This window comes from Terribacillus sp. DMT04 (genome assembly GCF_019056395.1).
GTDB lineage: Bacteria > Bacillota > Bacilli > Bacillales > Amphibacillaceae > Terribacillus > Terribacillus aidingensis_A.
In genome coordinates this window covers 1115947-1129561 of record NZ_CP077639.1, presented here as the reverse complement: position 1 = coordinate 1129561, position 13615 = coordinate 1115947, and the positions used below count along the sequence as shown (strand labels likewise).

At 42.9% G+C, this 13615-nt stretch carries 17 protein-coding genes; 9 read left to right on the top strand and 8 right to left on the bottom strand.

The features are described from left to right. The first annotated feature begins 61 nt into the window (after nt 1-61). The 3 genes from KS242_RS06055 (at nt 62) to KS242_RS06045 (ending at nt 1760) form a co-directional block, all read left to right on the top strand. Nucleotides 62-574, top strand: coding sequence for a 2'-5' RNA ligase family protein (locus tag KS242_RS06055; protein WP_217323456.1), 513 nt, complete (start codon nt 62-64; stop codon nt 572-574). 3 nt (nt 575-577) lie between these two features. Then, nucleotides 578-1000, top strand: coding sequence for a GNAT family N-acetyltransferase (locus tag KS242_RS06050; protein WP_217323455.1), 423 nt, complete (start codon nt 578-580; stop codon nt 998-1000). 79 nt (nt 1001-1079) lie between these two features. Next, nucleotides 1080-1760: a DUF421 domain-containing protein gene (locus KS242_RS06045; protein WP_254391822.1), complete on the top strand. Its 681-nt coding sequence runs from the start codon at nt 1080-1082 to the stop codon at nt 1758-1760. 3 nt (nt 1761-1763) lie between these two features. On the opposite strand, the gene KS242_RS06040 is transcribed toward KS242_RS06045, so the two are convergent. Together KS242_RS06040 and KS242_RS06035 are read right to left on the bottom strand one after the other, a co-directional pair. After that, a complete protein-coding gene (locus KS242_RS06040; protein WP_217323454.1) occupies nt 1764-2039 on the bottom strand; it encodes a hypothetical protein in 276 nt (91 codons plus the stop codon). Nucleotides 2040-2130: 91 nt separating this feature from the next. Beyond that, the gene (locus tag KS242_RS06035) at nt 2131-2388 is read right to left on the bottom strand and encodes a hypothetical protein (RefSeq protein ID WP_217323453.1); all 258 of its coding nucleotides are present in this window, start codon (nt 2386-2388) and stop codon (nt 2131-2133) included. A 223-nt stretch (nt 2389-2611) separates the two neighbouring features. Here KS242_RS06035 and KS242_RS06030 point away from each other — a divergent pair, with 223 nt between their 5' ends. Continuing rightward, nucleotides 2612-3103 carry a CotY/CotZ family spore coat protein gene (locus KS242_RS06030; protein WP_217323452.1) on the top strand — a complete coding sequence of 164 codons (492 nt, stop codon included), beginning with the start codon at nt 2612-2614 and terminating at the stop codon, nt 3101-3103. A gap of 43 nt (nt 3104-3146) precedes the next feature. Here the strand turns inward: KS242_RS06030 and KS242_RS06025 are convergent, their stop codons facing one another. The 3 genes from KS242_RS06025 to mgtE form a co-directional block, all read right to left on the bottom strand. After that, the gene (locus KS242_RS06025) at nt 3147-3605 is read right to left on the bottom strand and encodes a CotO family spore coat protein (protein WP_217323451.1); all 459 of its coding nucleotides are present in this window, start codon (nt 3603-3605) and stop codon (nt 3147-3149) included. A gap of 109 nt (nt 3606-3714) precedes the next feature. Then, nucleotides 3715-5550: a monovalent cation:proton antiporter family protein gene (locus tag KS242_RS06020; RefSeq protein WP_217323450.1), complete on the bottom strand. Its 1836-nt coding sequence runs from the start codon at nt 5548-5550 to the stop codon at nt 3715-3717. Between the two features lie 18 nt (nt 5551-5568). After that, nucleotides 5569-6936, bottom strand: a complete 1368-nt coding sequence (gene mgtE / locus KS242_RS06015) for a magnesium transporter (protein WP_217323449.1) — start codon at nt 6934-6936, stop codon at nt 5569-5571. A gap of 229 nt (nt 6937-7165) precedes the next feature. Here mgtE and KS242_RS06010 point away from each other — a divergent pair, with 229 nt between their 5' ends. Together KS242_RS06010 and prpE are read left to right on the top strand one after the other, a co-directional pair. Beyond that, complete coding sequence (locus tag KS242_RS06010; RefSeq protein WP_217323448.1) at nt 7166-8344, top strand: FtsW/RodA/SpoVE family cell cycle protein; 1179 nt, start codon at nt 7166-7168, stop codon at nt 8342-8344. 62 nt (nt 8345-8406) lie between these two features. Then, complete coding sequence (gene prpE, locus KS242_RS06005; RefSeq protein ID WP_217323447.1) at nt 8407-9144, top strand: bis(5'-nucleosyl)-tetraphosphatase PrpE; 738 nt, start codon at nt 8407-8409, stop codon at nt 9142-9144. Here prpE and KS242_RS06000 read toward each other — a convergent pair. Genes KS242_RS06000 through KS242_RS05990 form a run of 3 tightly spaced genes read right to left on the bottom strand, consistent with a single transcriptional unit; the run spans nt 9133 to nt 11443 of the window. Then, nucleotides 9133-9996 carry an RluA family pseudouridine synthase gene (locus KS242_RS06000; RefSeq protein WP_217323446.1) on the bottom strand — a complete coding sequence of 288 codons (864 nt, stop codon included), beginning with the start codon at nt 9994-9996 and terminating at the stop codon, nt 9133-9135. The two genes, prpE and KS242_RS06000, sit on opposite strands and share 12 nt — an antisense overlap. Before the next feature lie 5 nt (nt 9997-10001). Then, nucleotides 10002-10799 (bottom strand): NAD kinase, encoded by a 798-nt coding sequence (locus KS242_RS05995; protein WP_217323445.1) that lies wholly within the window; start codon nt 10797-10799, stop codon nt 10002-10004. 14 nt (nt 10800-10813) lie between these two features. Then, nucleotides 10814-11443, bottom strand: a complete 630-nt coding sequence (locus KS242_RS05990) for a GTP diphosphokinase (RefSeq protein ID WP_217323444.1) — start codon at nt 11441-11443, stop codon at nt 10814-10816. A 132-nt stretch (nt 11444-11575) separates the two neighbouring features. On the opposite strand from KS242_RS05990, the gene KS242_RS05985 reads away from it, so the two are divergent. The 3 genes from KS242_RS05985 to KS242_RS05975 all read left to right on the top strand — a co-directional run bounded on the left by KS242_RS05985 (nt 11576) and on the right by KS242_RS05975 (nt 13530). Beyond that, on the top strand, nt 11576-12154 hold the full coding sequence (locus KS242_RS05985; RefSeq protein ID WP_217323443.1) for a CYTH domain-containing protein: 579 nt from the start codon (nt 11576-11578) through the stop codon (nt 12152-12154). A gap of 99 nt (nt 12155-12253) precedes the next feature. Further along, nucleotides 12254-12655: a globin domain-containing protein gene (locus tag KS242_RS05980; protein WP_217323442.1), complete on the top strand. Its 402-nt coding sequence runs from the start codon at nt 12254-12256 to the stop codon at nt 12653-12655. Continuing rightward, complete coding sequence (locus tag KS242_RS05975; protein WP_217323441.1) at nt 12652-13530, top strand: ClpXP adapter SpxH family protein; 879 nt, start codon at nt 12652-12654, stop codon at nt 13528-13530. The genes KS242_RS05980 and KS242_RS05975 overlap by 4 nt, the downstream gene beginning before the upstream one ends. The last annotated feature ends 85 nt before the right edge of the window (nt 13531-13615 follow it).

The window sequence follows — 13615 nt, the reverse complement described above, 5'->3', positions numbered from 1 at the left end:
TATAATAAAAACAGAAGCAAATGATATGCAAGTTAATCATTCTTATTAGGAGGTATGTCAGATGAACTATACGATAGCATTTTTCCCATCCGAGCACGTGCAGCAAGAAGCCAATTCGTACCGGAAAAGATTTGACGCAGCTTATGCACTTATTAAGCCTCATGTAAAGGTGAGGCAGCCCTTTACGCTGAATGAGAATGAGTTGATTGATGCTGTCAGTGAATTAAAACGAATTGCACGTGATACCGCTCCCTTCTCTTATACCATTGAGAAAGTGAGCACATTTGCTCCAGCACACAATACACTTTATTTTAAGTTGTCTCAAACGGAAGAGCTGGTTAACTTGCATAAGCGTTTGTATCAAGGCTTCTTCGACGGAGAAAAAAAATATAACTTTGTTCCGCATATTACCATCGCTCAAGAACTGTCTAATGGAGAATACGCCGACTTACACGGGACACTTAAGCTGAAGACCTTCCAATTCCATGAAGAAGTGACGCAGTTCCATTTATTAGAACAGCAGTCGGATGGCAAGTGGACAGTTAAAGAATCATTTACGTTAGGTGAGGAATAATTAATGAAGATATCGGTAGCAGAAAATAGTTTGCAACAGCAAGATGCCTTTCAAGTAAGAACACTCGTCTTTGTAGAAGAGCAGCAAGTTCCCGCCGATCTTGAGATTGATGAATTAGAAAATGAGAGCATTCATTTCGTCGGTTATGAAGAAGATGTGCCAGGGGCAGCTGCGCGCATGCGCTTCGTCGACGGTTATGCTAAATTGGAACGCATCTGTATTCTCAAAAAATTTCGTGGTAATCATTATGGTAATGAACTTGTCTGGGCAATGGAAGATGAAGCGAAAAAACGCGGCTTGAATAAAGCAAAGCTCAATGCTCAAACAAGAGCCATCCCTTTTTACGAACGACTTGGTTACACTGTCGTTTCCGACGAATTTATGGACGCGGGTATTCCGCATAAAACGATGACCAAACAACTGTGAGACTTCCAAATCGGGAGTCTCTTTTTTGTATACACCTGTGTCCTTTGGGAAAGCTTTCTACGAAGGGATGTGACGAAACGTGGATGTGTATGCAGAAATAATAGCAGAAGTTATTTTCGGATTCCTTGGTCTGTTTCTGTTAACAAAAGTACTTGGAAAAACACAGATGAACCAGATTACAGTTTTCGATTTTATCGCCGCTATTGCTGCCGGAGAATTGTTCGGAAATGCTATATTCGATCCCGAAGCAGGCATAACGCATATTGCAGTTGCTATTATCACGTGGGGCCTGCTGATGATTGTCATTGAAAAAATCACGCAGCGCTTTAAACGGACTAGAGGATTTTTTGAAGGAAAGCCGTCTGTTATTATCTCCCAAGGTGAAATCCGCTACGAGGATATGAAAGCCAATAAAATGGATTTTAACCAGCTGATGCACCAGCTTCGAACAAACAATGTATTTTCAATAGCGGAAGTGGATTATGCCATTATTGAAGCAAACGGTACGTTGAGTATCTTAAAGAAAAGCGCCTATCAAACACCAACCAGGAATGACTTAAACTTGCCGGAACAAGCCAACCCGCTTCCTGTCTCCTACATCCTGGATGGAGAAATCATTAAAGATAATGTGATCAATAGCGGGCAAACATTGGATTGGCTTTACCAAGAAATTAAAAAACAAGGCTTTCATAAGGTGGCAGATGTAGCCTATGCGGAATGGACCCCTGCTAATGGTTTATTGACAAAAGCTTACCGTTAATAGTTAACAATACGTATCAAAATGACGCCCTTTGCCAGTCAGCAAGCTGAATGACTTGCGATCGAAGGGTGTTTTTTCTGCGGGTTGTTTTTTGTTGGTATGAGGCAAAGTTGCTTGATAATCAAGTCGGTCCTGAACCCGCTGCTCAAAAGTGTCTCGCGTTTGATCTTGTGTTACCGGATTGACGTTTTCAATTGTATAACGGCTCCTCCGTATTCCTATAAGCCTATTTTGGTAATCCATATACTGATATCCTGGTACTGGTACTCCCCATGTCATAGCCATCTCCTCCTCGTGTATTTGTATTCTTCTTTTCCCCCTTTTCTTCCTTTATTAACGTAAAAAAAAGCAGCCGCGGCTGCTTTTTAACTTAGAACCAGAAATTCCGGCGTCTTTTATCTGTATCTTTATGTTCGTTGTCTTCCTTTTTATCTTCATGATCATGCTTCTCATCATGATGATGTTCTTTTTCTTCGTCTCTTTTACGGTGAGGACCAAAGAAGGGATCATGCTGACGTCTTCTGTGATGATCTTGCTTTTCTTCTTTCACGTCTTCTGTATCAAGAATCACTTTATCTGCTTTGATGACTAAGTTTTTTACGTGAATCACTTTTTTCTCTTCCGACATATGTTTCACTCCTTTTCCTAAACTCAATTCTGAAATAGTCTATGTTAGCAAGGAACAGGTGGTGTGCATAGTATGCCTATTATAGAGAAGGACTTCCCAATTCCATCATGACCTAATAACTTATTTAGCAATCAGGGCAAACGCCCACACATAACACCGGGCATCCCATATCTTATTAAGGACGATACGTCATTACTTTATCTTTTCGAGAGGGGTTAACATCATGAGCTGTGGATGTGAAAAAGGCACAGGCTGCGTAATCGATATCCTAAAAGAAATCGCTAATGCACAAAAGGATATCTACACAGAATGCTGTGCAACAAGTGCGGAACAATCCATTAACGATCTTCTTGGCAACTGGGGAGGATCAACTGGTTTTGATACAGTACCATTTATTCTTTACAACCAGGACGGCACTCCGTTTAGAGGTCTTGGAGTCGTACCAGGAGCTGTACCAGGAGCACTTGGACCGCTTGTTGCGAGCTTCTACTTCCGTGTGAAGACAGTATACGAAGATGGCTGTGCAGTATTGGAATTGCTGCGCGATCCAGCAGACTTAAACCTTACACCAGATACAATTGATGTGCAGGCGGTTGCAAACTTGACTGCAACTGGCGTTTGCTTCACTGTCGACTTGCACTGCTTCTGCCACATTACGACGCTTCCAGCAATCTCTGCTTTCAGCGGAAATACTGGAACAACACCAGCTATCTAAAGAGAAAAAGTTCAATCTTGAAATCCAAGATTGAACTTTTTTCTTAAAATCCAAGCAGCTTGATATCCTTGATGGATGCTAACTTAATTTCCCGTTTAAATGGACGGCGTACCGATTTCACCTGAATAACATCGTCTTCTATCCCCATAATAATTCCAATAATACTGGTTTCCTCGGTTACAATTTCACACTTCATCCGCGGAATTTGGGAAGGAAGATTCAAGCAGTAATCAATCTTCTCAATTAGTGACAGGTCTTTAAAATTCCCCTTCTTTTTCTGTTTCGGGTCTTCCGGCTCTGCTGATTTCTCCTCTTTTTGCATCTGTACAGCTGTTTCTGTTATTTCTTCTGCTGTTTCTTCTGGTAACGCTTCTGCTGCCTCTTCTTTTCTTTTTTCTTTCGTTGTTCGGTAAGCTTGCTGCATGGCTGCTTTCGGCAAATCCAGTTTTGGCTGGGAGATAAATAGCAGCGGCTGCTCGCGTCGCACTTTCCCTTTAGACATGCTTTGTCCTCCTCTGCATTAGGATTCCTACCTAGTGTATGCAACTGCCTGCAAGTCGGTGCCCAGATAATTGCATAAAAAAAAGACTGTCCGCAGACAGCCTTTTTTCTTATTCTAATACTTCTCGCAAATCTCCTACATATTCACCAGAACCTGTAACGATAAGCATATCATCCAACCGCAGCACGGTGTCACCATGCGGAACGATAGAATCCTTCCCACGGAAGATACGGACAATAATCAAGTCCCCATGAAACGGAAACTGCCGCAGAGACACACCATCATAAGCAGGATTTTGCACAGAAACTTGATAAAGCGCATTATCCTGGTTCGTCATAATATTGACAACACTAGGTGCTTCAATCAACGCTTTAAACAACGCATTTGTTGATAGCAGCACAGAAAATACTTCAACATCTTTTTCTTTCAATTCATCGCTTAATTTGGGCTGTTCAATACGAGCAATAACACGTTCGACCCCAAGCTCTTTAGCATGAAGCGCGAGTTCTTTATTTCTCTCTTCATCCCCAGTTGAAACAACTAGGATATCAACATCGAACACCCCGAGAGCTTCCAGTTTTACAGGATCGTAATCTTCCAGCTCCCGGATGTCAAAGCGGGATTGTGCCAAACTTTCATCAAGCTTGTCCTGCTTCGTATGATACAAATGCGTCCGATAATATCGCTCATCTAAATTGCGGACAGAAGGCATTGTCAGCTGGTTTGCACCAATAAATCCAACATCATATTTCTTCTCTGTTTCCACATAACGCACATAAAATCGCTTGAAGAACCACGGTGTAACAATACAGCTGATAACAGCTACGAGAATAAGCGCACCTTCCATCTTACTGTCAATAACGCCGATCCGCTCGCCAATTGCAGCGGCAGCAATAACCAGCGATAACGTAGAGGTCAGAATTGTACCTGCACTAATCACCGAGCGCCAGTCATACCACCGCCGTAGATACAGCACTGGCACGATTTTTGATACGAGCAGTGCAACTAAAAGCAGCGGAATGAGCATTAATATTTGTGGATCTGTAAGCAAGGAGCGTAAGTCCATTTCTACTCCGATCATTACGAAGAAGATCGGGATCAAGAAGCCATACCCAAAACTGTCCAGCTGATGGACAAGTTCCTGATTGGGCGATAGCAAGGAAACGAGTGTACCTGCTAAGAAAGCACCTAAAATGTTCTCAGCACCTACAGATTCAGATACGGCTACAAGTACGATAATTAATGTAAAGACTGCTCTTGTACCAATCTGGACGGTTCCCTTTGATAGTGTTTCAACAAAGGATCGCTTTTGGAAGACCTTCCCGATAAAATAAAGCAGGATCCCAACGCCAAACAGAATGAGCAATAGCCACATGCTCCCGCCTTCTTGTCCATAAATGGAGGCAAACACCGCGAGCAAGATCATTGTGGACAAATCCGCAATAACTGCGATCATTAAGATCGTTTGACCAAAAGTCGATTTCATCATTTGTGCTTCTTTTAATGTTGGAACAACAACACCTAATGAAATCGTTGAAATGATAAGTGTCATTAGGAAGACATTATCGATAAAGCCCGCTAGAACGAAGGCATAAGATAATGCGACAGATAAAACAAGGATGCCTGTGAACACAATAACCGAGATGATAAACGGAGATTGGGTAGGCTGACCTTCCTTTTTCTTTTTCTTCTTATTCGCGAAGATGGAAAAGTCAATTTCCAACCCGCTCAAAAACATGAGAAAGATAAAACCAAGTGTAGATAATGTTTCCAGCCACGTGCTCTCATTCACTAAATCAAAACCGCTTTGGCCGATAATAATACCAACGATAATTTCTGCAACAACGACCGGGAGCGCACGGAGCTTCAGGCGATTCATTAAGATCGGTGTGAGGAATGCTGCTAGAATAACTACTACTAGGGAAAGAATGGATTCGTGCTCCATGCTGGACCCTCCTTTTTTCTATTGTGTAATAAATCCCATAAAGGCTGTTGCCAGCCCAAAATAAATCAAGATGGATATAATGTCATTTATCGTCGTAATGAAGGGACCCGAAGCAATCGCTGGATCTATCTTCATTTTGTGCATAAGGAGCGGAATAATGGCTCCTGCTAATGTGGCAATAATCAAAGTAGCAAAAATGGAAAGCCCTACAAGTAAACCAAGATAGATATTATTCTGCCATATCGCAACGACAATCGTAATCACGATACCACAGCTTAATCCGGTCATCATACCTGTCAAACCTTCACGCAGCACCATGCGCATCTTACCGCGCTTGGCGATATCCCCTGTTGCCATACCGCGGACTGCGACTGCGAGTGCTTGGGTTCCTGTATTACCACCCATACCGCCTATGAGCGGTATGAAGCTTGCAAGGATAGCAACTTGGCTAAGCGTTGACTCAAAGCGGCTGATCAAGCTGGCCGTAATCATACCAAGGAAAAGAAGTGCAACAAGCCATGGAAGTCGTTTTCGCGCAGACACAAAGGCACTATCTTCACCTTTTTCGGTATCACTTACACCAGCTAGCCGGCTGTAATCTTCATCTGCTTCCTCTTCCATAACATCAAGAATATCATCGACTGTAATAATCCCAAGAATATGATCTTGAAAATCAACTACCGGAAGTGCTAGGAAGTCATAATCACGCATCATCTGCGCAGCGTGTTCTTGGTCATCTCCAACTGCTACACTGACAATACGATCACTCATCACTTCCGAAATAAGCCAATCTTTTTCTGCAATAATTAAGTTACGCAAAGAAATGACACCGACCAGTTTTTTGTCGATGTCGACAACATACGTGTAATAGATCGTCTCTGCGTCAGGTGCTTCTGCACGCAGATGCAGCATCGCTTCTCTTACTGTATCGGCGGCACTGACACTAACGAATTCTGTCGTCATAATACTTCCTGCCGTTTTGTCTTCATAATGCAAAAGATGCTTAATTTCGTCCGCAGCTTCTTTTTCCATTATTGTAATGAAACTAGCAACCTTATTCTTGTCCATTTCCTTTAATATATCAACCGCATCATCGGCCGACATCTCTGCCAGTACCTGGGCCGCGTAGCGTGAGTACATCTCCGTGAAATATTCGTCCGCATTTTCCTGATTTACATTTTCCATTATCTCAGCTGTTTCTTCAGGGGAAAGATAGGAATAGATTTGTTTACGAACTTCTTCTGGCTGCTCTTCAAAAACAGCAGCCTGATCATATGGGTGCAGTTCTAGGTATTCTGCACGAAATTGATCGATTTGCTGGTTGGCTAGTGCTTCCCTTATTTTATTCTGATATAGTAAGAATTCTTGGTTTTCTAGATGATCCATAAGCCAGCCTCCTCGCTTGCAAGAAAAATCAATAGTATGCAACGTGCCGTTATTTGTCAACGGATAAACGCTCGTTTCCTGAAAGGTTTAAAAAACTTTAATAGTGTTCACTTAATTTATCCGTATTTTTGTTGTAAACTGTAACAAGATTATATTCCACTCATTTGCAAAATCTAATCGCTTTTATAGCAGCTAGAGATGCGGAAGGAACGAAAGAAAGGTTTTGTGTATGAATTCTAACAAATTTCGGTTAGATCTAACAATTATATTAGTTTTGATATTGCTTGGTATCGTCTCTTCGTTTACGTTACATGAACTGCAGCCCACTTTATCAGGCCTTGCAGCTCAGACACAATATATGCCAAGACAAATTTTATGGTACGTGCTTGGCGCCATTGTCATTACCGTTATGATGTTGCTTGATTATGACCGTCTGCGCCAGCTTGTGTGGATATTTTATGGAATTGGTATTGTCATGCTGCTTATGCTCTTCTTCAAGTTTCCAGCGGCCATTATCAATGAAGCAAACGGCGCAACAAGCTGGTTTATCCTGCCTGGTATCGGCTCGATGCAGCCAGCGGAATTTGTTAAAGTATTTGTCGTTATCGCCCTGGCTCATGTAATTATGTCCCATAATGAAAAACATGCAATGCGAACGAACAAAACCGATTTGATTCTGCTGGGCAAATTGTTAGCTGTCGCATTGCCGCCGATGGGATTAATTGCTTCACAGCCTGACCTTGGTGGTTTCCTAGTATTATGCGCTATTCTCGGCGCTACCATTTTGGTATCAGGTATTAGCTGGCGGCTTTTGCTGATGATTCTTGGTGTTGTGCTTGGAATTGCAACAATTGTAGGTTTGCTGGCGTTTATTTTCCCTAATCAGGTCGGCGCTTTCTTACAAGAAACAATCTTTAAGCATGTGGAAAGCCGTTTTCTCGGCTGGCTTTATCCAGAGAAATACCCTGATTCCAGTTATCAGTATAGGTTAGGTTTGATGGCAATCGGCTCCGGCATTTTGCTTGGAAAGGGAGCGTCTAATTTTCAGGTATCTATTCCAGAACGCCATACCGATTACATCTTTTCTGCCATCGCTGAGCAATATGGATTTATCGGTTCAGCAGTTGTCCTTTTCTTGTTCTTCATTCTTATTTATCGAATGATTCAAGTAGGCTTAGAGAGCAATGAGCCATTCGGCAGTTATTTAACTGCTGGTTTTATTGGGATGTTCACGTACCAAATTTTCCAAAACATCGGAATGTCTGTCGGTCTTGTTCCAATTACCGGCCTTCCGCTTCCGTTTCTGAGCTACGGCGGAAGCTCCACGCTCGCTTACATGATTGCGATAGGTATCGTACTCAATATACACTCACGAACGAGAACGTACATGTTCGAAACACAGAAATAACTAGACGTAAAAAAGGGAAAGCTTTCATCAAAGCTTTCCCTTTTTATATAGGAGTGATTTGAATGAAAATCGATTTTATTGGAGATATACACGGCTGCTTGCCGGAACTGCTTAATCTATTCCATGAGCTAGGTTATGAACTGAAAGATAATCTTCCAGTTCATCCCGACAGCCGGCAGCCTTTTTTCATCGGTGATTTAACGGACCGCGGGCCAGATTCTATTGGCGTCATTGAACTTGCTTATCATCTGACAGAAGCAGGACTGGGCTTTTATGTGCCCGGTAACCATTGTGATAAGTTATACCGCTATTTACTCGGCAATAATGTACAAGTCAAACACGGGTTAGAAACAACGGTATCTGAATTACAAGCATGTGAGCCGAATAAGCGCCGAAAATTAACGAATATGTTCATGCAACTATACAAAAAAGCACCTCTGTATAAACAGCTACCAGAAATAAATGCGATTGCAGCACACGCTGGCATAAAGGAGTCCCTTATTGGCAAAGAGGGGAAAAAGGTGAAAAGCTTCGTCCTGTACGGTGATACGACCGGGGAGATGGATGAGCTTGGCCGTCCTGTCAGACGTGACTGGGCCAAGCATTACCACGGCGATGATTGGATTATATACGGACATACGCCTGTTATGGACGCACGCATCATGCACCATACAATAAATATCGATACCGGCTGTGTTTTCGGCAACAAACTGACTGCCTGCCGCTTCCCTGAACGTACGCTCTATAGTGTTCCATCACAGCAGCCATTCGTTAATGAAAAGTTCCGCTCATTCGATTAAGAAGTCAGCTGGTAATGCCGCGTGGAAAGTGAGCACGCGCTTCGTAAAAGGATGGGTAAAGCACAGCTGCTGGGAGTGCAGCGCTTGCCGCTTCAGCACATCTGTTCGGCCGCCATAAAGTGTGTCCCCTGCTAGCGGATGACCCAGAAAAGCCATATGCACGCGAATCTGATGGGTTCTTCCTGTTGCGAGTTTTATTTCCAGCAATGTATGACGAGCAAATCTTTCTTGTATACGATAATAAGTCAAAGCATCTTGGCCATCTTGTCTGACTTCCCGCTCAATGATCGAATCTTCTTTTCTGCCAATCGGCTGATGAATGAACCCCGCTTCCTGTTTGACCTGCCCTTCTGCAAGTGCGGCATAAGACCGATAAATTCTTCCCTGTTTTTGGTCTACCGCCAAGAGGGTGTGCGCATATCGATGTTTCGCAATAAGCATCAGACCAGAAGTATCACGGTCAAGTCTTGTCAGAATGTGAACCGTATAAGCTAGTCCTTGCTGCTTGTAATGCCAAAGCAAACCATTGGCAATTGTTCCATTCGGCTGATTCATGGAAGGAATAACTGCTGCTCCTGGCTGCTTATCAAGCACCAGCACATGCTCATCTTCAAAGACTATAGCCAGGTCCATCGGCTCTGGCTCCATAAACCCACCTGCTGTCTCATCCGGCAGCTTTACTTCCAAGCAATCGCCAGGTTTTCCGGTATACCAAAGAAGGGCCGGCAGCTGATTGAGTGTTACCAGCTCCGGCTCCTCTTTCAATGTTTTGAATAATCTTCTGGATACGCCTTGCGACTTTAAGAAGTCCTTCAGGCTGACTTCTTCCTGTAAAGTCCAACTCAATTTCATAATTGCTACCTCTTATCTGCAATAAAGGAGTCATGTACTCGTTTCCAGAACGGGAAAGGACGAAAACGAGCAAAGCGAACGCGCTGCTTGGCTACAGAACACGTAATAGACTCAATATCGGTATGATTTTCGGTCATGTGATCAATGGCAATGAAGAAACTTTTATCCAAGACAGGGCGAAGCGTACATGGATGATGGCTCGGCAGTATAAGCGGCGAACCAATTGTCCGGAATACGCGATTATTAATAGAAGCTAGCTCTGTCACCTGAATGGAAGCAAGTGACGGATGGATAATCGCTCCGTTTAGCGCCTTATTATATGCTGTACTGCCAGAAGGTGTTGAGATGACAAGGCCGTCTCCGCGAAATGTCTCAAAGTGCTCCCCTTTTATCGAGAGATCAAGTACAACGGAACCGTCCGGTGTTTTAACAGAGCATTCGTTTAAGGCTAAATGCTCGTCCACTCTGCCGTCCTTATGGGCAATCGAGATTGCCAAGAGTGGGTACTCTACGATATGGTACGGTTTATTCGCTACTTGAAGCAGCAGCTTCTCCAGTTCCTCTGGGACCCAGTCAGCATAAAATCCTAAATGCCCGGTATGGATACCAATAAAAGCTGTACTGTCCAACCGGTGGACAAACGTATGGAAATTCTCCAGGAACGTGCCGTCGCCTCCAACAGAGATGGCAAGATCAGGCTCCTTTTCGTCGTATTCAAAATTGAAATGAGCGAGATGGTCGACGATCGTCTCTTTGATACGATCGGACTTCTCATCTCCCCTTGAAAGTACCGTATATTTCATCTCAGCTTACACCCCTATTTATGCTTTTTTATTTGCTGCTGATCACGATAGATACGTTGTGCTTCTCGAACATCATCCCGGATTTTAGACATTTCCTCATCCAGGCGGAATGCAGCTTCTGCTGCCCGTTTTAACCGTGCCTTCAAATCTGCCGGAATTTGACCATCATATTTATAGTTAAGAGAATGCTCATTCGTCGCCCAAAAGTTCATCGCCAGCGTCCGAATCTGAATCTCTGCCAGCACTTTCTTTTCCCCATGAATGGTTTCAACTGGATACTCAATGATCATATGATAAGAACGGTAGCCGCTGTCTTTTTTCTGCACAATATAATCAATCTCATCTACAATGACGAAATCTTTACGCGCTTTCAGCATACCAACCACTGTATAAATATCATTTACAAACTGTGTAACAATCCGCAGACCAGCAATATCTTGGATTTCCCGATGAAGCAGATCAACAGTAACTTGTTTAGTAGCTGCCTTCTGTAAGATACTGCTTACCGGTTTTACACGGCCTGTAATGAATTCAATTGGTGAATGGCGTGATTCATATTCGAATTGAGAGCGCATCCCCTTCAACTTTACTTTCAGTTCTTCAACCACTTGTGCATATGGTGCCAAAAACACTTCCCAGTTCATGTTTCACATTGCCCCTTTTCTTACCAGCCCCGTCTAGTTGTTCCAGATGCATTATCTCTTCATTCAGTGTATCATAAAAGCAGCTTGGCATAACAATGGAAAACAACAGATGTACGTACAGGGGGTAAGCACATGCCGCAAGAAGTAGAAATTGAATTTAAAAATCTGCTCACCAAAGCAGAATTTGACACATTATATACAATATTAAAAATGGAAAAAGAACCTGAAATTCAACAAGTGAATCATTACTTTGAAACAAAGGATTTTCAGCTCAAACAGCATGGCGCTGCATTAAGGATCCGTGAGAAAAATGGAGAATACCAGTCCACTTTAAAACAGCCCTATGAAGACGGCCTGCTGGAAACTCATGATACTTTGACAGCAGAACAAGCGAATGCTTGGATACAGGGAGAAATTACATTAGGACCTGAGATTAGAAAGCAGATTCAAGAGCTTGGCGTTTGCACCGAGGAACTAGCGTACGGAGGCCGTTTAAAAACAATTCGACGCGAAACTGCTTATTATGATACGACGGTTGTACTTGATCGAAGCGAATATGGAGATACAGTTGACTACGAGCTGGAATTAGAAGCTAACACTTTTGCACATGGACAGTCTGTATTCCAATCGATTCTTGTCGATTATGATATAACAAAACGGAAGACACCGAACAAGATTCAGCGATTCTATGACTCTCTTGAAAACAGATAAGTTGCTCAACCAGCGCATTGCCTGCTAAAATAAGTAACAGTTGACCTCACAAGCAGGGGCAACTGTTAGGTAATCGCTTTGTATTAGAAAGGAAGAACGATGAATCATTCGGAATCATTGTACGAAAACATTGGCGGACAGGCTGCACTTGAACGGCTTGTGGATGCTTTTTACCGACGCGTAGCAAAGCACCCGCAATTAAAGCCAATCTTCCCAGAAGATTTAAGTGAGACCCGACGCAAACAAACACAGTTCCTTACTCAATTTTTCGGCGGACCGCCACTTTATACAGAGGAGCATGGTCATCCCAAATTAAGATACCGGCACCTCCCTTTTGAAATTACAACGACGCGTAAGGATGCTTGGCTTTCTTGTATGGCAGCTGCCTTAGAGGAAACCGGTATGGAAGAACCTTATAACAGCATTATTTTTGAACGACTTGCGCTAACTGCACATCATATGATTAACACACCAGACGAAGAGAAAGGAGAATCGATATGATCTGGGAATCTTCCAATTCAAACCAGCAAATCTCTGAGGATGACTGCGGTGGATTTTGCGGATTGTCTTCCTCTTCTAAGAAACCTGTAGAGATTTACGTTTTTATCGATCCGCTTTGCAAAGATTGCTGGTCCCTCGAGCCTTTACTCAAAAAACTGACAATGGAATACGGACAGTACTTCACGTTACGTCCAATCTTAACTGGAGATTATCAGCCGCTTGTCCGCGAAAAAAGGGAATGCACGTATCCTAAAACAGTTCTGCAGCCGGATAACTTGCTGCTGAATAATGCTGTTTCCTTCCCATGGCGAACATCATTGGCAGTAAAAGCTGCTGAGCTGCAAGGAAGGAAAGCAGGCACACGTTTTCTTCGCACCATTCAAGAAGCACTATTCTTAAATAAACAAGATATTACAGCAGATGAAATTTTAATGGATTGTGCAAGAATTTCTAACTTAGATTTGGATGAGTTCCATGACGATATGTATTCTGCATCGGCGAAAAAAGCATTCCAGTGTGACGTTAAACTCGCCAAAGAGCTGGAAATTGATGAATCGCCTTCCATCGTCTTTTTCAATGAATCAGAAGAAGACTCCGGAATTAAGATTTCAGGCATTTACAGCTATGATGTTTACGTAAATGTTCTTCACCAAATGATGCAAAAGGATCCGCAGCCGGCGGATAAACCGCCTGTGGAAGAATTCCTTTCCAGTTACAAATTTGTCGGCAGCCGTGAAATCTCCTTGATTTATGATTGGACAGCAGCTCAGACAGAAAAGGAAATGAAAAAGCTGCAACTGAAACAGATGGTAGAACGCATTCCTGTGAAACATGATACATTTTGGAGATATAATATTACTTCTAAAGCTGAGTAAAGCTTGCTGCACTTTTTTTGACAGCCGCACAACATGTGCGGCTGTTTTTTGTTGCATGGAAACGGGTATCGGAACAAAGATTCAG

Coding starts and splice junctions, on each gene's coding strand:
- KS242_RS05995 (WP_217323445.1), bottom strand. CDS start 10,799: ATGAAATATACGGTACTTTCAAGGGGAGATGAGAAGTCCGATCGTATC.
- KS242_RS06055 (WP_217323456.1), top strand. CDS start 62: ATGAACTATACGATAGCATTTTTCCCATCCGAGCACGTGCAGCAAGAA.
- KS242_RS05980 (WP_217323442.1), top strand. CDS start 12,254: ATGAATCATTCGGAATCATTGTACGAAAACATTGGCGGACAGGCTGCA.
- KS242_RS06000 (WP_217323446.1), bottom strand. CDS start 9,996: ATGAAATTGAGTTGGACTTTACAGGAAGAAGTCAGCCTGAAGGACTTC.
- KS242_RS06020 (WP_217323450.1), bottom strand. CDS start 5,550: ATGGAGCACGAATCCATTCTTTCCCTAGTAGTAGTTATTCTAGCAGCA.
- KS242_RS06050 (WP_217323455.1), top strand. CDS start 578: ATGAAGATATCGGTAGCAGAAAATAGTTTGCAACAGCAAGATGCCTTT.
- KS242_RS05985 (WP_217323443.1), top strand. CDS start 11,576: ATGCCGCAAGAAGTAGAAATTGAATTTAAAAATCTGCTCACCAAAGCA.
- mgtE (WP_217323449.1), bottom strand. CDS start 6,936: ATGGATCATCTAGAAAACCAAGAATTCTTACTATATCAGAATAAAATA.
- KS242_RS05990 (WP_217323444.1), bottom strand. CDS start 11,443: ATGAACTGGGAAGTGTTTTTGGCACCATATGCACAAGTGGTTGAAGAA.
- KS242_RS06010 (WP_217323448.1), top strand. CDS start 7,166: ATGAATTCTAACAAATTTCGGTTAGATCTAACAATTATATTAGTTTTG.
- prpE (WP_217323447.1), top strand. CDS start 8,407: ATGAAAATCGATTTTATTGGAGATATACACGGCTGCTTGCCGGAACTG.
- KS242_RS06025 (WP_217323451.1), bottom strand. CDS start 3,605: ATGTCTAAAGGGAAAGTGCGACGCGAGCAGCCGCTGCTATTTATCTCC.
- KS242_RS06035 (WP_217323453.1), bottom strand. CDS start 2,388: ATGTCGGAAGAGAAAAAAGTGATTCACGTAAAAAACTTAGTCATCAAA.
- KS242_RS06030 (WP_217323452.1), top strand. CDS start 2,612: ATGAGCTGTGGATGTGAAAAAGGCACAGGCTGCGTAATCGATATCCTA.
- KS242_RS06040 (WP_217323454.1), bottom strand. CDS start 2,039: ATGACATGGGGAGTACCAGTACCAGGATATCAGTATATGGATTACCAA.
- KS242_RS05975 (WP_217323441.1), top strand. CDS start 12,652: ATGATCTGGGAATCTTCCAATTCAAACCAGCAAATCTCTGAGGATGAC.